This window comes from Pseudomonas sp. IT-P218 (genome assembly GCF_949767605.1).
GTDB classification, from domain to species: domain Bacteria; phylum Pseudomonadota; class Gammaproteobacteria; order Pseudomonadales; family Pseudomonadaceae; genus Aquipseudomonas; species Aquipseudomonas putida_AE.
The window spans coordinates 30,519-51,068 of record NZ_CATKQQ010000044.1 but is presented as its reverse complement, the minus strand read 5'-3'; the positions used below and the strand labels follow the sequence as shown (position 1 = coordinate 51,068).

The following is a 20,550-nucleotide window of genomic DNA, read 5'->3' as shown; positions in this document are numbered from 1 at the left end:
GATCGCGAGCAAGCTCGCTCCTACAGGGGAGCGGGCTTGCCTGCGGGGCTCTTAAAAGCTCATATCCACCTTCGTCCAGAGCGTGCGCCCCGGTTCCTTGATGGCTTGCGGGTCATTGGCCGGGTAGCCGAACCCGGCGTTGCCGGCCAGGTTCAAGTGTTCGGCGTAGGCCTTGCCGAACAGGTTGTCGATGCCGCTGCTGACCTTCCAGTGCTGGTTGATCCGATAGGCACCGTTGAGCGAGAACACGCCAAAACCCGGGGTCTTGTCGAAGTCCTTGCCGACCACGTTGCCTTTGTTCTGGTCGATGCGGTTTTGCGCGGCAACCACTCTCCACAGTGCGCCGGCGCTCCAGTTGTCTTCGCTGTAGGTCAGGCCGAAACGGGCATCCAGCGGCGGCATTTGCGGCAATGCACTGCCATCGCTGCTGTTCTTGCCCCAGGCGTAGGCCAGGGTGGCGTCGGCTTTCCAGTGTTCGGTAAGTTTGTAAGCAGCTCCCAGTTCGCCACCCATGATTCGCGCGTCGATGTTCTCGGCTTGCGAAGTCATCCCCATCATCCCGGGCGTGTAGTTGAACAGGATGTAATCGCGCACCTGGCCGACGTAAGCCGAGGCCCAGGCATCGAGGTCTTCGGTCTTGTACTGCAGGCCGAAGTCGAGCTGGGTGGTTTTCTCCGGCTTGATCGAATCGAAGGCATTCACCGATCCGGCGGGGCCTGAGTTGGGCGAAAACAGCTCCCAGTAATCCGGGAAGCGTTGGGTGTGACCGAGGCCCGCGTACAAAGTAGTCGGGCTGTCGGCGAGGTCGTGTTCGTAGCGAATGAAACCGCTGGGCAGCGTGTCGGCACGTGTGTCGTCAGCGGTTGGATTCGGGCGGGTCATCATCCCCGAACCGAGGGTTTGCCGATAATCCTTGGCCGAAGCGCGGTCCAGTCGTGCGCCGGTGATGAGTCGGTCGCGATCGGCGGCGTACCAGGTCAGTTCGCTGAACACCCCGTAGTTGTGGAAGTCGGCGTCCTTGGTGTACGGCTGGTCCTTGTAGGTGTCGATACCCATGGCGCTGCGTTGGCGGTGTTCGTTGGTCTGCGCATCGATGCCGCTGATCAACTGTACATCGGCCCAGCGCCAGGTGGCCTTGATTCGCGCGCCGAGGGTACGACGGTCGACGTTGGACGCCATGGGGCCGGCCATCATCCCTGTGCCAGACGGCGTGCGCAGGGTGTAGTTGTCCATCACATGGTCGGCGTAGTTGTAATAGACCTGCGCCTCGAGCTTTTCCAGCACGTCGCTGATGTTGGACTTCTCGAAGCGCAGCCCGAGGCTCTCGCGCTTGAACTGCGAACCGTCCATGCCGCGTCCGGCGTAACGCGCCTCGCCATCACCCTTGCCGGCGGTCAGCTCCAGCAAGGTATCGGCGTCCGGGGTCCAGCCAAGCGCGACGTCGCCGTTCCATTTGTCATAACGCGATGCCACGGTGTCGTTGTTGCCATCCTTGTAGTCGTCGGCCTGGGCGGTGTTGCCGATCACCCGCACGTAGCCCGACGGGCCGCCGGCAGCGGCGTCCACCACTTTGTCGAAACGGCCGTTGGAACCGGCCAGCACACTGGCGTTCACCCGCGTGCCGAGTTCGCCGAAACTTTCCGGTTCGCGATCGAAGAGGATGGTACCGGCCGAAGCCCCCGGTCCCCAGAGCACGGTTTGCGGGCCTTTGATGACGGTCAGCTTGTCGTAGGTTTCCGGGGAGATATATGAAGTCGGTGCATCCATCCGCCCAGGACAGGCGCCGAGCATCATGCCGCCGTTGGTGAGGATGTTCAGGCGCGAGCCAAACATGCCGCGCAACACCGGGTCGCCGTTGGTGCCGCCATTGCGCACCTGGGCGAAGCCCGGAATGGTTTTCAGGTAATCGGAACCGTCGCTGGCCGGCACAGGCTGGCGCGGGTCCTTGGGGTTGGTGACGATGGTCAGAGGCGAGCTCGGGGCAATGGCGGTAATGACCGTCGGGCTCAGTTCTTCACTATGACCTGCGTGTTCATCGGCCAGCGCGGAGGGCGCCAGCAAGGCACCGCACAGGAGGGCGGTGGCGTGCCTGAATCGAATGCTGGATTCGTTCAGGGCACGGGAGGCCTGGGCAACGCTCAGGCATGGGACAGCAGAAAACCTGGACATGACAATTTCCATCGAACAGTCGTAAACGACACGGCCGACAACCTGAAGCTGTTCGCTAAACCGTGTGAAATCAGAGGTGATTGTTTACGCGACGACGGGCGGGGCGCGGGTGCGGGCGCCGGGGAAGAAGGTTTGCCGGGCATGGCCCAGGCGCGGGGATGGGGTGGTGAAAGTGTTGGCGGGCGGGGTGTCGAACGCGGTGAACGAGCCGCCACCGGTGAGCGCCGGGCAGTTGAACAGCAGGCTGCAATAGCCGCATTTTTCCCAGAGTGCATGGTGCCCGGACGCAGGCGGGCAATGCTCGGCAGCCGCTGGTGCGCCGTGATCGGCGTGCTCCATCGCCGACATGTCCATGCTCATGTCCATCGACATGTTCATGGAGGTCGAGGCGTGCTGATCCATCGGCATCGACTGAGAAATCAGCGGACCGATAAAGATCATCAACATGGCGAACAGGCTGATCCAGCTGCCGCGCGTCAGGCTCAATGGCTGACGACGGTGGGCGGATGTCCTGGTGCCTGGCGGGCGCATGGGCGGCCTGAGCTCAGTGGGTTACTGAACGTGTGCGTGCTTTTGCGTGGCCTCGGGCGCCTGCTTCTGCACCGCCACTTCGACAGTCACGTCACCGGACTTCTCGAAATGCAGGGTAAGAGGGAAGCGCTTGCCATCGCTGAGCAGGCTGCGGTCTTTCAACCCCAGCAACATGACGTGGTAGGCCATCGGTGCAAAGGTGACGTCGCCGCCGGCGGGGATCTCCACGCTGGGCACCTGCTGCATTTTCATCAGGTCGTTTTGCATCAAGTGCTCATGCAGTTGCGCTTCGCCCGAGATCGGTGAGTCGACACTGAGCAGGCGGTCGGCTGTGTTACCCGCGTTATGGATCACGAAATACGCGGCGACGTTGGGTGCATTGGGCGGCAGCTCCTGCGACCACGGGTGAGCGATTTCCAGTGCGCCGACCTTGTATTCGTGGGCATTGGCAAAGCAGGCAGGCAGCAGCAACGCGGCCAGAACGATGAGTCTGTTCAACATGGCAGTTCTCCAGGTGATTCAAAACGCAGGTCAATTGCGAGAAGTCATCACACCAGAGGGGAGGCGCGGGGGTTGAGGCTGGGCCATTGCTGGCGGGGTGTCGGGGTGTTGAGGGATGGGGGCGGCAGGCTTCGATTTGACTCGAAGTGCGCGAAATACAGCTGCGGCTCATGCCCGGGCAACGCCACCAGTGGCGCGGAGCCAGAGCAGCACCAGCAATGCTGCATGTTGGAGTGATCGTCGCTTTGCGGTTTTTTCTGCTCGATGTCGCCGAGGGATATTGCCACCATCCTGGTGCCGCTGGACGAGCAGAAACTGCCCCACAACAATTGTTCGGCTGGCGACTTCGCCGCCTGCGCCAGCGCTCCGGTCATCGGCATGGCGAGCATGTTGAACAGCACTGCAAAGCAGGCGATCCAGGCAATTGCAAGCCGTTGTCGGGACATGGGACAAATCCGGTGGGTGGGCGATCAGGCGCGGCTATTTAGCCTGATCAGGGCCGATAAGTAAAAAGACTGCGTGCGGTGTGGTGTCGCAGCCCAATCAGACAGCGATGGCATGCAAACGCAGGCCCAAGGCTTTCATAACCTTCATGATAGTCGCGAATTCGGGATTGCCACTGCTGCTCAGCGCTTTGTAAAGGCTCTCGCGTCCAAGGCCGGCATCACGGGCAATTTGTGTCATACCCTTCGCTCGGGCTATATCGTTCAGCGCTGCACGTATCAACACACCGTCGCCAGCATCCTCTTCAAAGCAGGCGTCCAGATAAGCCGCCATTTCTTCCGGTGTTTTGAGAAACTCGGCGGCGTCAAAACGGGTGAATCGTTCGGCCATGATTTACTCCTCACTACCGATGTTTTGTGCCATTTGAATAGCACGTTTGATATCTCGTTTTTGAGTCGATTTGTCGCCCCCGATCAACAGTAAGTAAATCACTTCATCTTTGCGAGTGAAGTACAGCCTGTAGCCAGGGCCGTAATGAACACGCATTTCATGAACGCCAGCGCCTACGGATTCACAATCACCAAAATTTCCATGCTCGGAGGCTCGAAGTCTGGCGATTATCCGAGCTTTGCCGATGGTGTCCCTCAGTGAGTTGAGCCAATCGGCAAATATTCGGGATCGTTCAAACTCGATCATAGTGGATCGTATTCCTTGGGATACATTGTGGCAAGCAACTCTTTTCTCGAGGCGAACCCATTCATCCCTGTAAATGGTGGGTGCGCTTGATGGGATCAGGAGGAAAAGGACTATAGGGTTAGAGCCCTGATGTGGAAAGTCAGATCTGTCCGAGAGTTTTGCCGGCAAAATCGCAGGGTTCAGTAGCGCTCAGGAATTGTCTGACGTCGACAGGGCAACCAGCATATCTGGCACCGACCCAAACTCCCGCTCTACCACCGGCAACTCCGGCCGCTTCAATATCAGTACCGGCAAGCCACGCTCGCGCGCCACATCCAGTTTCGGTTCAGTAGCGCTACTGCCGCTGTTTTTGCTGATCAACACGTCGATGTTGCGACGTTCGAACAGCTCGCGTTCATCGTCGATCAGGAACGGTCCGCGTGCGCCGATCACTTCGCAGCGTTCATTGCCGGGATAAACGTCCAGCGCGCGCAGGGTCCAGAATTGCTCCGGTGGAATCTCGTCCAGATGTTGCAACGGCTCGCGGCCCAATGTGAACAGCGGTCGCCGGAAGGGCTTCAGCGCTTCGATCAGTCCGGCCCAATCGCTGACCTCACGCCAGTCATCACCGGCCTGTGGTTGCCAGGCCGGACGGCGTAGCGCCCAGCAGGCGATGCCGCTCAAACGGGCGGCCGTCGCGGCGTTTTGACTGATTTGGGCGGCGTAGGGATGAGTAGCATCGAGCAACAGATCAATCCGTTCATCGCGGACGAACTGAGCCAGGCCTTCGGCGCCGCCATAGCCACCCACGCGCACCTGGCAGTGCAAATCCGTCGGCACCCGACCGATACCGGCCAGGCTATAGATGTGTTGCGGCCCCAGGGTTCGGGCAATCGCCAGGGCCTCGGTCACGCCGCCGAGCAACAGAATGCGTTTCATTGAAAAGCTCCCGCATGGCCGACGATCCCGCCTTGGCGATCGATGGCAAACACTTCGACCTGAACCTGCGCCGGCACCACGCTGCGGGCAAAGTCCAGGGCGTGTTGGCACACGGCATCGCCGAGGGCGATACCTGCGGAGCTGGCCATGGCCAGGGCCTGTTGACTGGTGTTGGCTTCGCGGATGCCTTGCTGCAAGGCGGCATCGGCGCCGATTGCGGCGGCCCATTCGGCCAGTTGTGGCAGATCGATGCTCGAATGCCGACTGTGCAGGTCCATATGCCCCGCCGCCAGTTTGCTGATCTTGCCGAAGCCGCCGCAAATGCTCAGTTTATCCACGGGCACCTTGCGCAGATGCTTGAGCACTGCACCGACGAAATCGCCCATTTCGATCAGGGCGATTTCCGGCAGGTGGTAGACCCGGCGCATGGTGTCTTCGCTGGCGTTGCCGGTACAGGCGGCGATGTGCAGATAGCCGTTGGTCTTGGCGACATCGATGCCCTGGTGGATCGAGGCGATGTAGGCCGCGCAGGAAAACGGCCGGACGATGCCGCTGGTGCCGAGGATCGACAGGCCGCCGAGAATGCCCAGGCGCGGGTTCATGGTTTTCAACGCCAGGGCCTCGCCGTCCTCGACGTTCACCGTGACCTCGAAACCGCCGCTGTAGCCCAGCTCAACGGCGAGCAGCGTCAGGTGATCGCTGATCATCTTGCGCGGGACCGGATTGATTGCCGGCTCGCCGACGCCCAACACCAGTCCCGGGCGGGTGACCGTTCCGACACCTCGCCCGGCACTGAAGCGAACACCTGGCTCGTCCAGTAGACGCACCTGGCTATAGAGCAGTGCACCGTGGGTCACGTCTGGATCGTCCCCGGCATCCTTGATCGTCCCGGCCTCTGCGCCGTCATCGATCAAGCGGCAGAACTCCAGGCGCATCTGCACCTGCTTGCCTTTGGGCAGGACGATTTGCACGGCGTCCGAGCTTCCACCACCGAGCAACAGGCGAGCCGCCGCCAGGCTGGTCGCGGTGGCGCAGCTGCCGGTGGTCAGTCCGCTGCGCAGCGGGGCAGGTTGTTCGGCGGTTTCGTCACGCATCGAAAGGCTTCGTCACATCCAGCAAGGTAATGGGCAACGCCTGGCGCCAGGTATCGAAGTCTCCCAGTGGTTGCGCCTGGGCGATATGGATACGCGTCAGTTCGCCACCGTGTTGTTCGCGCCACGCCATCAGGGTCATTTCACTTTGCAGCGTGACCGCGTTGGCGATCAGCCGGCCGCCGGGTTTGAGCGCTGCCCAGCAAGTGTCGAGCACGCCTTCACGGGTGACCCCGCCACCGATGAAAATCGCATCCGGGCTTTCGAGGCCTGCCAGTGCTTGCGGCGCACTGCCGCGAATCAGTTGCAGGCCGGGCACGCCCAGAGCGTCTCTGTTGTGCTCGATCAGTTGTTGGCGCCCGGCGTCGGCCTCGATCGCCAGCGCACGGCAACCCGGATGGGTGCGCATCCATTCGATGCCGATCGAACCGCTGCCGGCGCCGACATCCCACAACAATTCACCGGGGACCGGTGCCAGGCGGGCGAGGGTGATGGCACGCACGTCGCGTTTGGTCAGCTGGCCGTCATGCTTGAATGCCGAGTCGGGCAAGCCGGCCAGGCGGGACAGGCGCGCAGTGGCGGGATCGGCAACGCAGTCGATGGCGATCAGGTTCAAGTCGGCGATCACCGGGTCGAGCCAGTCGTTGGCGATGCCGTCGATGCGACGCTCGGCTCCGCCGCCCAGATGTTCGAGGACGGTGATACGACTTGCGCCGAAACCGCGTTCACACAACAACCGGCAGATTTCACCCGGGCTTCGGCCATCGTTGCTCAGTACCAGCAGGCGAACACCGCTAGCCCAGTGCGCGTTAAGCGCGGCGACAGGGCGGGCGACGACAGAAAGCGTGACCACGTCCTGCAGGGCCCAGCCCATCCGCGCGGCGGCCAGCGAGCAAGACGAGGGGGCCGGCAGGATCAGCATCTCATCGACAGGCAGTTGTCGGGCGAAGCTGGCGCCGACGCCAAAGAACATCGGATCGCCACTGGCGAGGACGCAGACAGGCTCGCCGCGTCTGGTCAGTACCGGGTCGAGGGAAAACGGGCTGGGCCATGACTGCCGTTCACCCCGGATGCAAGCCGGCAACAGATCCAGCTGCCGTTGACCGCCAATGATCCGCGAAGCGCCCAATAGAGCATGTCGGGCGTTTTTACCCAGGCCCTTGAAGCCGTCTTCACCGATACCTACCACTGTCAGCCAGGGGGTCATGCTGTTCCTCATTTGCAAAGCGAAGCTGTCATCACCGCGCTCAGGCCTGTGTCGACCTGCACGGGTGCGCATCATAGCGCGGTGTTGATTGCCGTGGCCTGCGGTCAGTCGGTGAAATCGCTGCGCGGGGCGTCATCCTCTATTCCTTCGCAAGTCGAACTTGCTCATGAGGATTTCGCGACGTTTCTTGTCGATGAGTGCTCTTTTAGCGTCGAGTTTGTTTCTGTCCAGTTTCAGGTAAGCCCGTTGTTGAATGATTTTTGAAGCCTGCCCCTCCCAATCGAAGAACAGAAAAGCGCTTTTTTTTGCATAACTCACCAACTCCAGATTGAACACGGCAATTTCCAGGAAACCCTTGGCGTCGTAACGTGCAGGCATGACCTGAAATCGCTTTCCCATCAGGCTTTCCGTATCCAGGGAGTAGAGTGCCGGTTTATCCGGTTTCAATGCGTCGAGCGTGTCGATCATGGCGTTGCCCTGGCGGCTGTCCGGCATGGCCTGGGCGCTTTGTACCAGGAAGTCCGCGACACTATTGGAGACGTCGTGACGAATGCGGGTGGAAATGCTGTCCTCGAAGATCCACCAGCCGAGGAAATTCAGCGTTTTGACATATTCATCGAGCCATTGTGTCGAGTCGGTAAAACGACTGCAGATCATATCGGCGGATCGAGTGGCGATCTGTGTGCAATGGGTCATGTCGTCAAAGTCTTGCAGCGAGAGTTCTCCAATGCACGAAATCAAATTGGGGCCGGTTAACAGGCCCGCTGGGGTTTTATTATCCATATGCAACTCCTGACAAACATCCTTGTTGGTCACTGCAAAGTACAAGAGCCCCCGGGCAGTTGAAAATTTCTCGGCGTGTTAATTTGATTCTTTCTGTAAGTACTTGCGTTTCGTCGTCAATCCACTCGGTCTTTTCATCCGGCTGGATAAAGCAGGCATAATGCCGCTCTTCGTCCCGTTACCGGTCATCCCGTGAATTCACCTCAAGCCTCCAGTCCTTTGCGCCCTTCGGCCTGTCCCGGGTTGTTGCGTGTCGTCCAGGCGCTGGATGGCGGAATTTGCCGGATCAAACTCGACGGTGGCTCCCTGCGCGCGGACCAGGCCGTGGCTGTCGCTGACGCTGCCCGGCTGTATGCCGGTGGCGTCATCGAAGCGACCAACCGGGCGAATTTGCAAATCCGCGGGATTGGTCAGCAGACGCCGGCGTTGATCGAGAGCCTGCTGGCCGCTGGACTTGGCCCCACCACTGCCCTTGGCGACGACGTGCGCAATCTGATGCTGAGCCCCAGTGCCGGCATCGATCAGGACATGCTGATCGACACTCGGCCGCTGGCCCGGCAAATTCTAAACAGCTTGCAAACCCATCCGCGCTTCCATGAGTTATCGGCCAAGTTCGCTGTGCTGCTCGATGGCGGTGAAAGTCTGGCGATGCTCGAGCATCCACATGACCTGTGGTTGAGCGCGATTGAGCGCAACGGCGAGGCACTGCTGGTCTTCGGTCTTGCCGGGTGTCCTGTCGACACACCCGTCGGCGCGGTATTGCTGGGCGATGGACATCGCCTGGTGGTGGCCGTGCTGGAGTTGTTTCTGGAACTCGCGCGGCCGGACCAGACCCGAATGCGCCATCTGCTGGCCGAACATTCGCGCCCTTCGTTGCTGCAAACGCTGGCCGGGCGCGTACCCTTGCTCGACATCGGACAATGGCAAGCCCCGGCTCGCCGTTCCGGTCAACCCATCGGCAGTTTTCCACAACGTCAGGAAGGCCTGATGTACGTCGGAGCCATGCCACCGCTGGGGCGGCTCGACCCGACGATGCTCAAGGGGGCGGCCGAGCTCTGCGCAACTCTGGGTGACGCCAGCCTGCGCCTGACGCCGTGGCAAAGCCTGTTGCTGCCCAATATCCGTCACCAGGATGCCGCGCTCGTCATCCAACAGTTGCAGGCGCTGGGTTTCCTGGTCGACCCCCGTGAGCCCCTGTGCTCTGTGGTGGCCTGCACCGGCTCGGCCGGTTGTGGCAAAGGGTTGGCGGATACCAAGGGCGATGCGCGGCAACTGGCGGCACGGCTGCACGATCAGCCGGAGCGGCAGCAGGTGCACTTGTCGGGTTGCCCGCGCTCCTGTGCATGCGCCCATACGGCGCCCGTCACACTGCTGGCGACCGGTACCGGTCACTACGATCTTTATTTTCGCGATGCAGCGTTGCCGGGTTTCGGCGCGCTGCAAGCACGCAATCTCACAATTGAAGCGGCTGGCGCATGGCTTGATGCCCGCCCACGGAGTCCCCTTGATGCTTGATTACATCCGCGACGGTCAGGAGATCTATCGCAACTCTTTCGCGATCATTCGCGCCGAGGCCAACCTGGAGCGAATCCCGGCTGATCTGGAAAAACTCGCGGTCCGGGTGATCCACGCCTGCGGTATGGTCGAGGCGATCGATGGCCTGCAGTTTTCCGCAGGCGCGGGCAAGGCCGGGCGCGATGCGTTAGCCGCGGGGGCGCCGATTCTGTGCGATGCGCGAATGGTCTCCGAGGGCGTGACCCGCGCGCGCTTGCCGGCGAACAACGAAGTGATCTGCACCCTGCGCGATGACAGCGTGCCGGACCTGGCCCGTGAGCTGGGCAACACCCGCTCGGCCGTGGCGCTGGAGCTGTGGCGTCCCTACCTGGAAGGCAGCGTGGTGGTAATCGGCAATGCGCCGACTGCCTTGTTCTACCTGCTGGAAATGCTCGACGCCGGTGCCCCCAAGCCTGCCCTGATCCTCGGTTTCCCGGTGGGATTTGTCGGCGCCGCCGAGTCCAAGGCGATGCTCGCGGCGAACAGTCGCGGCGTGCCCTTTGTGATCATGCAAGGCCGCCTGGGTGGTAGCGCCATGGCTGCCGCCGCCGTCAATGCCCTCGCCACGGAGATCGAATGATGCAGCAACCAGGACGTTTGATCGGCCTTGGCGTCGGCCCCGGTGATCCGGAACTGATTACCGTCAAGGCCCTGCGCCTGCTGCGCGAATCGCCGGTGGTGGCGTATTTCGTTGCCAAAGGCAAAAAGGGCAATGCCTTCGGCATCATCGAAGCGCATCTGCAGGATGCGCAGACACTGCTGCCACTGGTCTACCCGGTCACCACCGAGGCCTTGCCGGCGCCGCTGTCCTACGAGCAGGTGATCAGCGATTTCTACGATACCGCTGGCGAACAACTGGCCGCGCATCTCGATGCCGGTCGTGATGTGGCCGTGATCTGCGAAGGCGATCCGTTCTTCTACGGCTCCTACATGTACCTGCACGACCGCCTGGCCGAGCGCTATGAGGCCGAAGTCGTGCCGGGTGTCTGCTCGATGCTGGGCGGCGCCTCGGTGCTCGGTGCGCCACTGGTGTACCGCAACCAGAGCCTGTCGGTGTTGTCCGGCGTGCTGCCGCACGAAGAGCTCAAGCGCCGGTTGGCCGATGCCGACGCCGCGGTGGTCATGAAGCTGGGGCGCAATTTCCCCAAAGTCCGCCAGGTGCTGGAAGAACTGGGCCTGGCCGGGCGAGCGCTGTACGTCGAGCGCGCGACCATGGCCAACCAGAAGATCGTGCCGCTGGATCAGGTCGATCCGCTGTCTTCGCCGTATTTCTCGCTGATCATCGTTCCCGGTGAAAGGTGGCAAGGCTGATGACTCGTCCCGTCCCGGCGATTGTCATTCTCGGCAATGGCAGCCTCGCTACCGCACGCAAGATCCAGCAGTTGTACCCGGGCGCCCTGATCCACGGCCTGGCCGAACGGGTCGACGGTGCTGACCGCCTCTACCAGGAGTTCGGCGCAACCCTGCGTGAGCTCTATCAACAGGACACGCCGATCATCGCACTGTGCGCGGCCGGCATCGTGATTCGCACCCTGGCGCCGCTGCTGCTGGAAAAGGGCGCGGAGCCGCCGGTCCTGGCGGTTGCCGAAGATGGCAGCGCGGTGGTGCCGCTGTTGGGCGGCCTGGGCGGCGTCAATCTGCTGGCCCGGGAAATTGCCCAAGGGCTGGGCGTGGCGGCGGCGATCACCACCAGTGGCGAGCTGCGCTTCGGCACCTGTTTGCTCAACCCGCCAAGCGGCTATGCATTGGCTGACCTGGAGCTCGGCAAACGTTTTGTGTCCGACCTGCTCGGCGGCGAACCTGTACGGATCGAAGGTGAGGCACCTTGGCTCGCGCAAGCACAGTTGCCCCAGGATCAGCAGGCGAATCTGTCGATTCATGTCAGCACCGCCGAGCGCGAACCTGCGGCCAATGAGTTGCTGATCTATCCAAAAAGCGTCGTAGCGCTGGTGAGCGACGACGTTGCAGACCTGCCCGAGGCCATTCGCCAGGCTTTGCGCCGGGCGAAAATTGCGCAGCAATCCCTGGCGTGCCTGTTGGCCAGCGATCAGATGATGGGTAATCCGACGCTGCATGATGTGGCGCTGGAGTTGGGTGTCGCGCTGCGGTTTACGGCAGCGAACAGCGTCGAGGAGGTGATCGGGCTCCCCGTGGTTCTGCACACCGATAACGGAATTACCCTGGCGGTCGCCGAACAGCCGCTGGACGTCACGCTGATCGGTCGTCCCCGCGGGCGCCTTGCCGTCATCGGCATCGGTCCGGGTGCTGTCGAGTTGATGGTGCCGGCGGTCAAGGCTGAACTGGCGCGTGCCAACGACGTGCTCGGTTATGAAACCTATGTGCGCATGGCGGGCCCTTATCGGCCAGACCAGGTGTTGCACTGCACCGACAACCGTGAAGAAATGCAGCGCGCCCGGCATGCCTTTGAGCTCGCTGTGCAAGGCCGCAGCGTGGTGGTTGTGTCTTCCGGGGATCCCGGCGTATTTGCCATGGCGGCGGCGGTGCTCGAAGCACTGCATGAATCCGGCGACCCGGCCTGGCATCAGGTCGACCTGGAGATCCTGCCGGGTGTCTCGGCCTCACTGGCGACAGCCGCCCAGGCGGGAGCACCGCTGGGGCATGACTTCTGTGTGCTGTCGCTGTCGGACAACCTCAAGCCATGGGAAATCATCGAGAAACGCCTGGACCTGGCGGCGCAGGCTGATCTGGCGATGGCGTTCTATAACCCGATCTCACGGTCACGGCCGTGGCAGTTGGGGCGCGCACTGGAGGTCGTCGCCCGGCACCGTGCAGCCGATACACCGGTGGTGCTGGGGCGCGATATCGCCCGTCCGGGACAGACTTTGCGGGTAACGACCCTCGGTCAATTGACGCCGGATCAGGTCGACATGCGAACCATGGTGTTGATCGGTTCATCCACGACTCGAGTGTTTCCACGCTTGCATGGGGTGTCATGGGTGTACACGCCACGAAGTTATGGTGACAAGTTGATCGACATCAAATAGGCATTTCTGTTTTCAAATTGAATAACATTGGATCGCCCGAGTCGTTGGCTCGGGCGATTTTTTGTCTGGCTTCAAGTTATACACATATGGTCATTAGTGCAGTTTGTAGGCGGCGGTGCAGTGGGTTAGATTCGTTTTGCCCAGGAGGGCGCTAAACGAAACTAATAAGGATTGTTTGATATGTTAAATAATGAAGGTTCTCTGAGTGTAGAAGAAAGTAATGACTTGGTCGGCTGGCGTATTGCGCGGCGCCAGTCCCTGATGCCGAATGTTGCCCGAATGCAAAAGCTGGCCACCGTGGAAGTTTCGAGTCCTACCAAGGAGCTCGATGCTGTTGTCCTTGGGAATACACTTGTCGGTTACGGCGACAATGTGTCACTCGAGAACATGGAGATTATCGAAAACATCATCAAGTTTTCGAAGATGGAGGCGACCCTGGAAGTCCCGGGTGATAAAAAGCCTAAGGAGTGGCATCGTGCATTTCTAAATTGCATGGAAGATCTGGGCTGCTACGTTCCCGACAGCGGTTATGTCGAGCACAGTCGCAGTGCTGTGCAGCTGACGATGGCCAACATCGTCACAGACATTATCAAGTCGGGTATCGATGCGGCAAAAGCGGCCATTCCTGGTGCGACGGTATTGGGCGCGGTCGCGGATTCCACCCTGGATGCGCTGAAGAAGGAGCCCGAAACCATCAAGGTTTTCAACTATGAAGTCACGAAGACCAAAGGTGTCAAACTGGCGATATTGCCCTGCGAGCAACTGAAGAATGGTCTGGTACTGATCATGTTGTCGTCCATCGACAGCAATGCCGACAAAGACGATGGCAAGGTGGTTTTTTTAGACTGGAAGACATCGGACCTGAATACTTTTCGCGCCGCCTCTTTTGTCACTTTCAACCCGCTTCGTTATTCTCACGTCAAACAAGAAATTGAAGCAGTGCTCGGTCTGCACCAGAGCACGCAGTTGGTAAAACGGTTTCAACGCCGTAAACGCACACAATAATCAGCAGGCCCAGAGGTTACTGACCTCTGGGTGTGCTGGAGCATTCAGGGCACCAGGTAACCCTTCACGCCCGTGAATATAATCTGCGCCGCCAGCGCACACACAAACAGCCCCATCAATCGGCTGACTATCTGCAAGCCTTGGTCGCCGAGTATGCGTTCAATACGGTTGGACAGGTACAGCACCACCCCCACGGTAAAGCTGGCCAGGGCAATACTGACGATGGCCGTGAGTTTGTCGTCCCAGTGCGGCTGACTCACGCCCATCACCAGCAAGGCGCCAATGGTGCCGGGGCCGACGGTCAGCGGGATGGTCAGGGGGACTATGGTCACGTCCTGTTGCACGTTGTCGGTCTGCACCGCCGATTTGCCTTGGGCCATGCCCAGCGCCGAGATGAACAGCACACTGCCGGCACCGATGCGGAAGGCGTCCACGGTGATGCCGAACACGCTGAAAATTACCCGCCCGAACAGGTACAGCAAGACGCTGGAGACCAAGGTGGCAATGGCCACTTTCCAGGCCAGTCGACGTTGTTCCTTGCGCGAATAACCGCGGGTCAGGCTGATGAAGCAGGACAACACGAAGAACGGGCTGTAGAGCACCAGCATCTTCAAGTAAACGCTGAACAACACGTGGAGCATGGGGCAGGCTCACTGGCGAGGGAAGTCGAGTGGGAGTCTAACAGGCGCCGTGGAGTCTGTCGGCTCAGGACGTTGGCGTCGTCGTGCGGTTCTGATCGCGCTGGGCAACCCAGTGTTCGATCAATTCGCGCAACTGCGAGAGCTCGACCGGCTTGGCCATGTGTCCGTCCATTCCGGCCTGGCGTGCCCGCTCCTTATGCTCGGCGAGGATGTGTGCGGTCAACGCGACCACCGGGGTGCGGGTCCGCTGATTGCCGACTTCCCAGGCACGCAGCTGCTGGGTCGCTGAAAAGCCGTCGAGGATCGGCATTTCGCAGTCCATCAGCACCAGGTCGTAACGCTGCGCCTTCATCGCCACCAAGGCTTCTTCGCCATTGCTGGCGGTGTCCGGTTGCAGGTTGAGCTTGCCCAGCATGCCGCGGATGACCTTGGTCGAAATGCTGTTGTCTTCGGCCACCAGAATGCGGAAATCGCTGGGCACCTTGATCGGCAACGGCGGGCCGGATGGCGAGTGTTGCGGGACCGCGAGCCCTTTGTTGCGCTGGTTCAGTTCGTCGGCCAGGGTGGTCTTGAGGGTATAGCCGGCCACGGGTTTGGCCAGGATGCGTTTGATCCCCGAGTTGCGCGCGATGATCTTGCTCGGCGCATTGCTGATGCCGGTCAGCATGATGAGCAGGATGTCGTGGTTCAGGCTCGGGTCTTCCTTGATCTTGGCAGCCAGTTGCATGCCGGTCATGCCGGGCATGTTCTGGTCCAGCAGGACCACATCGAAGTAGTCACGCAGGTGCGCCTTGGTGCGCAACAACGCCAACGCTTCCTTGCCCGAGGGTACGGCGCTCACGTTCAAGCCCCAGGCGGTGCACTGCTGCACCAGCACCTTGCGGCAGGTGTCGTTGTCATCCACCACCAGTACCCGTGCACCCTGCAGCGGGCCATCGAGGTCCGAGGTCGGATGCTCCAGGCGGTCAGGGTCCAGCGGCAAGGTCAGCCACAAGGTACTGCCCTGGTTGTTGCCACTCTTGATGCCGAATTCGCCTTGCATCAGGCGAATCAGTTGACGGGCGATCACCAGCCCCAGATTACCGCCCAGGTGGTTGGTCGAGAGGAAATGCTTGCTGTGCAGTTCGGCGTGCATCAGCGCGTCGCGCTCTTCGGCGTCCATCGGTTCGCCGCTGTCTTGTACGGCGATGCGCAGGCGTGGATGGCTGCTGCGTTCGTCGAGGGCGACGACGATCAGGATCTCGCCTTCGTCGGTTTTCTTCAGGGCGTTTTCCAAAAGGCTCAGCAACGTCTGGCGCAAGCGCGTCGGGTCGCCACTGATCACGCGCGGTACTTGTGGCTGGATGAAGCTGATCAGCTCGACGTTCTGCTGCTCGGCCTTGGCGCGGAAGATGCTCAGGCAGTCTTCGATCAGGGCGTTGAGATCGAACTGCACATCATCCAGTTCGATCTGTCCGGACTCGAGTTTGGAAATGTCGAGAATTTCGTTGATCAATGTCAGCAGTTCGTTGCCGGCACTGTGGATGGTCTGCACATAATCGCGCTGCTTGACCGACAGCGGCGTGCCCAGCAGTAACTCGGTCATGCCCAGCACGCCATTCATCGGCGTGCGGATCTCATGGCTGATCTTTGCCAGGAACTCGGCCTTGGCATTGACCTCGGCGTTGCTGGCCGCCAGGTCGCGACTGATACTGAAACGAGCTTCGGTAATACTGCGCTGGCGTTCGCTCAGGGCAATGCTCATCAACAGGCCACTGATGCAGATGAACACCAGCAGGGTGGTGATCAGGTCATGGGGTTCGATCAGGGTCAGCCCCAGCAAGGCGGGCAGGATGATCAGGGTGCCAAGGTTGAATACCACCATGGCCGCCACGAACAGCCGCGCCGGGCGATAGCCTTTTTGCCAGTGATAGGCGCTGACGAACAACATGCTCAGGCCGGCCAGTGCGACCAGTGCGTAGGTGATGATGTTCAGCGGCAGCGTGTTGACGAACAACAGCAGCAGGCTGCAGATCATGATGAACAGGATGTCGCCCACCAGCAGCTTGTTCAGCGGATGCGGGCCGAGGGGCTTGAAGAAACGATAGGCAAATATCAGGCCGCTGGGGGCCGTCAGCAGCAAGGCGAGGTAGGCACCGGGGGTTTGCACGGCTTGCCAATCCGGGATCCAGGGGCCCGCCAGGTTCAACAACAGCACCAGGCTGAGCATCAACAAGGCTTCGCACACCGCCAGCCAGACACTGCTGGTCGAACGGGTATAGGCATAGCGGATGAGGTTGTGCAGGATCAGCATGGCAATGCAACCCAACAGCAGCCCGTAGACCAGCGTCTGGTTCTGATTGGCCGCGGTGATGACCGCCGATTGCAAGGTGATGTAGGGCCTCAACTGGTGTTCGGAAACCAGTCGCAGGTAAACGTCCAGGGTCTTTTCGCTTTGCGGCAACGGCAGCATGAAGTCGCTGCTGGGCAATGGGCGGTCTGCCAGCGGTTGCTCGTTGCCTGTATGGGATTGCTCGATCAGCTTGTCGCCGTCAAACACATACAGGTTGAAGTGCAGCAGATCGGGTGCGAACACCCGCAGCAATTGTTCATGCTTGCCCGGCGCAAGCTTGAAACGCAGCCATAGCGCACCCTCGGGCTCGGCCGCCGTGAGGTGGTCGAGTTCGATGGGGCTGAATTGATTGGTGTAGCGGGCGGAGCGGATATCGCTCAGCTGCAGGTCGCCCTGTTCGTCGAGCAATACCGCCCAGCCACTGCCTTGCGCGGCCTGGGCCGGGAGCATGCAGAGCAAGGTCAGCATTGTGACGGTTAGAGTTATGGCAATCCTGAGCCAGCGCACGGCGAAATCCTTTCGTAGGTTAATGCCAGAATATAACTATGCGCGGCGCCGCAATAGCCAGGCAAGGGCTGCAAGCCCCTGCCTGTCGTTATGTTGCTTATTCCTGTTCGCCACGCTCGCGGGCAATGGCGCGGTAGCCAATGTCCTTGCGATAGAAACAGCCTTCCCAATCGATCTTGGCCGCCAGTTTGTAAGCCTGCTGCTGGGCGGCATCGACGCTGGCGCCCATGGCCGTGGCGCAAAGCACGCGGCCACCGGCGGTCACGACTTGACCGTCCTTGAGCGCGGTACCGGCGTGGAATACTTTGCCTTCCACTGCCGCGGCTGCATCCAGGCCATTGATGGCCACACCCTTGGCGTAGTCACCAGGATAGCCGCCTGCCGCCAGGACGATGCCGACGCTCGGACGTGGATCCCATTGCGCTTCGACCTTGTCCAGTGCCTGCGCCAGGGCGGCTTCGACCAGCAAAACCAGGCTCGACTGCAAACGCAGCATGACCGGCTGGGTCTCCGGGTCACCGAAACGGCAGTTGAACTCGATGACTTTCGGGTTGCCCGCCTTGTCGATCATCAGGCCGGCATACAGGAAACCGGTGTAGACATTGCCTTCCTCGGCCATGCCGCGCACGGTCGGCCAGATCACCAGGTCCATGACGCGCTGGTGCACTTCGCTGGTCACCACCGGGGCAGGGGAGTAGGCGCCCATGCCGCCAGTGTTCGGGCCGGTGTCGCCGTCGCCGACGCGCTTGTGGTCCTGGCTGGTGGCCATCGGCAAGACGTTCTTGCCGTCGACCATGACGATGAAGCTGGCTTCTTCGCCGTCGAGGAACTCTTCGATCACTACGCGCGAACCGGCATCGCCGAACGCATTGCCCGCGAGCATGTCACGCACCGCGTCTTCGGCTTCGGCCAGGGTCATGGCAACGATCACGCCTTTACCGGCGGCCAGGCCGTCGGCCTTGATCACGATCGGCGCGCCTTTTTCACGCAGGTAAGCCAGGGCTGGCTCGATCTCGGTGAAGTTCTGGTAGTCGGCGGTCGGGATCTTGTGGCGAGCCAGGAAGTCCTTGGTGAAGGCTTTCGAGCCTTCCAGCTGGGCAGCACCGGCGGTCGGACCGAAGCAGTCCAGGCCACGGGAGCGGAACAGATCGACTACACCGGCGACCAGCGGCACTTCCGGGCCGACGATGGTCAGGGAAACGTTTTTCTCGGCAAAATCCGCCAGTTGCTCAAGGGCCAGTACGTCGATGGCGACGTTCTCGCACTTGGCTTCGATGGCGGTGCCGGCGTTGCCCGGTGCCACGAACACTTTCTGCACCCGTGGATCCTGGGCTACTTTCCAGGCCAGGGCGTGTTCACGGCCACCGCTGCCAATGATCAAGACATTCATTTCAAAAACCTCGGATGACGCTAATTCTGTTGAGCGCCGCTGGGACGCTTTCCTGTGGGAGCTGGCCTGCCGGCGATGCAGACAACTCGGTTTATCCACTAAACCGAGGGGATGCTATCGCTGGCAGGCCAGCTCCTACAGTGGGTCGTGAGCTTAGTGACGGAAGTGGCGCATGCCAGTAAAGACCATCGCGATGCCGGCTTCATCCGCCGCAGCAATCACTTCAGCATCACGCATCGAGCCACCTGGCTGGATCACCGCGGTGATGCCAACCTTGGCCGCATTGTCCAGGCCGTCGCGGAACGGGAAGAATGCATCGGAAGCCATCACCGAACCGGCTACCTGCAAACCAGCATGTTCTGCCTTGATCGCAGCAATACGCGCGGAGTTCACGCGGCTCATCTGGCCTGCGCCGACACCGATGGTCTGACGGTTCTTGGCGTAGACGATGGCGTTGGACTTCACGTACTTGGCGACTTTCCAGGCGAAGATCAGGTCGTTGATTTCCTGCTCGGTCGGTGCGCGCTTGGTGACGACCTTGAGGTCATCGGCGCCAATCATGCCGATATCGCGGCTCTGTACCAGCAGGCCACCATTGACGCGCTTGTAGTCCCAGGCAGCGGCGCGATCGGCCGACCACTCGCCACAGGCCAGCAGGCGTACGTTGGCCTTGGCAGCGACAATGGCACGGGCTTCTTCGCTGACGCTCGGGGCGATGATCACTTCGACGAACTGACGCTCGACGATGGCCTTGGCGGTCTCGGCGTCCAGTTCGCGGTTGAAGGCAATGATGCCGCCGAACGCGGATTCGGTGTCAGTGGCATAAGCCAGGTCGTAGGCCTTGCGGATGCCGCCTTCGGCGTCCGGGCTGACGGCCACGCCGCACGGGTTGGCGTGCTTGACGATCACACACGCCGGCTTGACGAAGCTCTTCACGCATTCCAGCGCGGCATCGGTGTCGGCCACGTTGTTGTACGACAGTTCCTTGCCTTGCAGCTGGGTCGCGGTGGCAATGCCAACTTCGGCAGGCTTGGCTTCCACGTAGAACGCCGCGCTCTGGTGCGGGTTCTCGCCGTAGCGCATTTCCTGGGCCTTGATGAACTGGCTGTTGAAGGTGCGCGGGAACTCGCTGCGACCTTCCGTGCTGAGGGTGTCAGCAGCCTGGTTCACGGTGCCCATGTAGTTGGCGATCATGCCGTCATAGGCGGCAGTGTGTTCGAAGGCCTTGAGCATCAGGTCGAAACGCTGGGCGTAGGTCAGGCCGCCGGCTTTGAGGTTCTCGAGGACGCTGGCGTAGTCGCTGGCGTTGACCACGATGGCCACGTCCTTGTGGTTCTTGGCCGCCGAACGCACCATGGTCGGGCCGCCGATGTCGATGTTCTCGATGGCGGTCGGCAGGTCGCAGCCAGGCTTGTTGATGGTGGCTTCAAACGGGTACAGGTTGACCGCTACCAGGTCGATCGGCTTGATGCCGTGTTCGTTCATGATGGCGTCGTCGATACCGCGACGACCGAGGATCCCGCCGTGGATTTTCGGGTGCAGGGTTTTCACCCGACCGTCCATCATTTCGGCGAAGCCGGTGTAATCCGCGACTTCCACTGCGGCAACGCCGTTGTCCTGCAGCAGCTTGAACGTCCCGCCGGTGGAGAGGATCTCGACACCCAGGGCTTCAAGCTCCTTGGCGAATTCGAGGATCCCGGTCTTGTCGGAAACGCTGATCAAGGCGCGGCGGATCGGCAGGCGGGTAGTCTGGTCGGTCATCTCAATTTCCATCAA

Annotated in this window: 19 protein-coding genes; 5 read left to right on the top strand and 14 right to left on the bottom strand. The window is 61.0% G+C overall.

Features of this window, described 5'->3' with window-relative positions; genetic code table 11:
* Positions 1-51: 51 nt before the first annotated feature.
* The 10 genes from ACM6I6_RS20665 to ACM6I6_RS20620 form a co-directional block, all read right to left on the bottom strand.
* The gene (locus ACM6I6_RS20665; RefSeq protein WP_323607429.1) at positions 52-2,169 is read right to left on the bottom strand and encodes a TonB-dependent copper receptor; all 2,118 of its coding nucleotides are present in this window, start codon (positions 2,167-2,169) and stop codon (positions 52-54) included.
* A gap of 84 nt (positions 2,170-2,253) precedes the next feature.
* Entirely contained in the window at positions 2,254-2,700 is a 447-nt protein-coding gene (locus ACM6I6_RS20660) for a DUF2946 domain-containing protein (RefSeq protein WP_274077503.1), read from the bottom strand.
* Positions 2,701-2,721: 21 nt separating this feature from the next.
* Positions 2,722-3,201, bottom strand: a complete 480-nt coding sequence (locus tag ACM6I6_RS20655) for a copper chaperone PCu(A)C (protein ID WP_274077502.1) — start codon at positions 3,199-3,201, stop codon at positions 2,722-2,724.
* Between the two features lie 47 nt (positions 3,202-3,248).
* On the bottom strand, positions 3,249-3,647 hold the full coding sequence (locus ACM6I6_RS20650) for a DUF2946 domain-containing protein (RefSeq protein WP_414920654.1): 399 nt from the start codon (positions 3,645-3,647) through the stop codon (positions 3,249-3,251).
* Positions 3,648-3,744: 97 nt separating this feature from the next.
* Positions 3,745-4,035, bottom strand: a complete 291-nt coding sequence (locus ACM6I6_RS20645) for an addiction module antidote protein (RefSeq protein ID WP_274077500.1) — start codon at positions 4,033-4,035, stop codon at positions 3,745-3,747.
* 3 nt (positions 4,036-4,038) lie between these two features.
* Positions 4,039-4,341 (bottom strand): type II toxin-antitoxin system RelE/ParE family toxin, encoded by a 303-nt coding sequence (locus ACM6I6_RS20640; protein WP_408599627.1) that lies wholly within the window; start codon positions 4,339-4,341, stop codon positions 4,039-4,041.
* A gap of 189 nt (positions 4,342-4,530) precedes the next feature.
* Complete coding sequence (locus tag ACM6I6_RS20635) at positions 4,531-5,259, bottom strand: cobalt-precorrin-6A reductase (RefSeq protein WP_274077498.1); 729 nt, start codon at positions 5,257-5,259, stop codon at positions 4,531-4,533.
* Positions 5,256-6,353, bottom strand: a complete 1,098-nt coding sequence (locus ACM6I6_RS20630; RefSeq protein WP_274077497.1) for a cobalt-precorrin-5B (C(1))-methyltransferase — start codon at positions 6,351-6,353, stop codon at positions 5,256-5,258. The genes ACM6I6_RS20635 and ACM6I6_RS20630 overlap by 4 nt, the downstream gene beginning before the upstream one ends.
* Entirely contained in the window at positions 6,346-7,557 is a 1,212-nt protein-coding gene (gene cbiE / locus ACM6I6_RS20625) for a precorrin-6y C5,15-methyltransferase (decarboxylating) subunit CbiE (RefSeq protein ID WP_414920653.1), read from the bottom strand. The genes ACM6I6_RS20630 and cbiE overlap by 8 nt, the downstream gene beginning before the upstream one ends.
* Positions 7,558-7,689: 132 nt before the next feature.
* Positions 7,690-8,340, bottom strand: a complete 651-nt coding sequence (locus ACM6I6_RS20620; RefSeq protein ID WP_274077495.1) for a hypothetical protein — start codon at positions 8,338-8,340, stop codon at positions 7,690-7,692.
* A gap of 192 nt (positions 8,341-8,532) precedes the next feature.
* Here ACM6I6_RS20620 and cobG point away from each other — a divergent pair, with 192 nt between their 5' ends.
* The 5 genes from cobG to ACM6I6_RS20595 all read left to right on the top strand — a co-directional run bounded on the left by cobG (position 8,533) and on the right by ACM6I6_RS20595 (position 13,904).
* Positions 8,533-9,855, top strand: a complete 1,323-nt coding sequence (gene cobG, locus ACM6I6_RS20615) for a precorrin-3B synthase (RefSeq protein WP_414920652.1) — start codon at positions 8,533-8,535, stop codon at positions 9,853-9,855.
* Entirely contained in the window at positions 9,848-10,474 is a 627-nt protein-coding gene (locus ACM6I6_RS20610) for a precorrin-8X methylmutase (RefSeq protein ID WP_274077493.1), read from the top strand. The genes cobG and ACM6I6_RS20610 overlap by 8 nt, the downstream gene beginning before the upstream one ends.
* A complete protein-coding gene (locus ACM6I6_RS20605; RefSeq protein ID WP_274077514.1) occupies positions 10,474-11,205 on the top strand; it encodes a precorrin-2 C(20)-methyltransferase in 732 nt (243 codons plus the stop codon). Before ACM6I6_RS20610 ends, ACM6I6_RS20605 begins: the two co-directional genes overlap by 1 nt.
* Entirely contained in the window at positions 11,205-12,899 is a 1,695-nt protein-coding gene (gene cobJ / locus ACM6I6_RS20600) for a precorrin-3B C(17)-methyltransferase (protein WP_414920651.1), read from the top strand. Before ACM6I6_RS20605 ends, cobJ begins: the two co-directional genes overlap by 1 nt.
* A 180-nt stretch (positions 12,900-13,079) precedes the next feature.
* Positions 13,080-13,904 (top strand): hypothetical protein, encoded by an 825-nt coding sequence (locus tag ACM6I6_RS20595; protein WP_274077491.1) that lies wholly within the window; start codon positions 13,080-13,082, stop codon positions 13,902-13,904.
* A 44-nt stretch (positions 13,905-13,948) separates the two neighbouring features.
* Here ACM6I6_RS20595 and ACM6I6_RS20590 read toward each other — a convergent pair whose 3' ends face one another.
* The 4 genes from ACM6I6_RS20590 to purH form a co-directional block, all read right to left on the bottom strand.
* Positions 13,949-14,545 carry a MarC family protein gene (locus tag ACM6I6_RS20590; protein WP_008058841.1) on the bottom strand — a complete coding sequence of 199 codons (597 nt, stop codon included), beginning with the start codon at positions 14,543-14,545 and terminating at the stop codon, positions 13,949-13,951.
* Between the two features lie 64 nt (positions 14,546-14,609).
* Positions 14,610-17,384, bottom strand: a complete 2,775-nt coding sequence (locus tag ACM6I6_RS20585; RefSeq protein ID WP_274077490.1) for a hybrid sensor histidine kinase/response regulator — start codon at positions 17,382-17,384, stop codon at positions 14,610-14,612.
* A 97-nt stretch (positions 17,385-17,481) separates the two neighbouring features.
* Positions 17,482-18,774 carry a phosphoribosylamine--glycine ligase gene (gene purD, locus ACM6I6_RS20580; RefSeq protein ID WP_414920650.1) on the bottom strand — a complete coding sequence of 431 codons (1,293 nt, stop codon included), beginning with the start codon at positions 18,772-18,774 and terminating at the stop codon, positions 17,482-17,484.
* A 153-nt stretch (positions 18,775-18,927) separates the two neighbouring features.
* Positions 18,928-20,535, bottom strand: a complete 1,608-nt coding sequence (purH, locus tag ACM6I6_RS20575) for a bifunctional phosphoribosylaminoimidazolecarboxamide formyltransferase/IMP cyclohydrolase (RefSeq protein ID WP_034149712.1) — start codon at positions 20,533-20,535, stop codon at positions 18,928-18,930.
* Positions 20,536-20,550 lie beyond the last annotated feature (15 nt).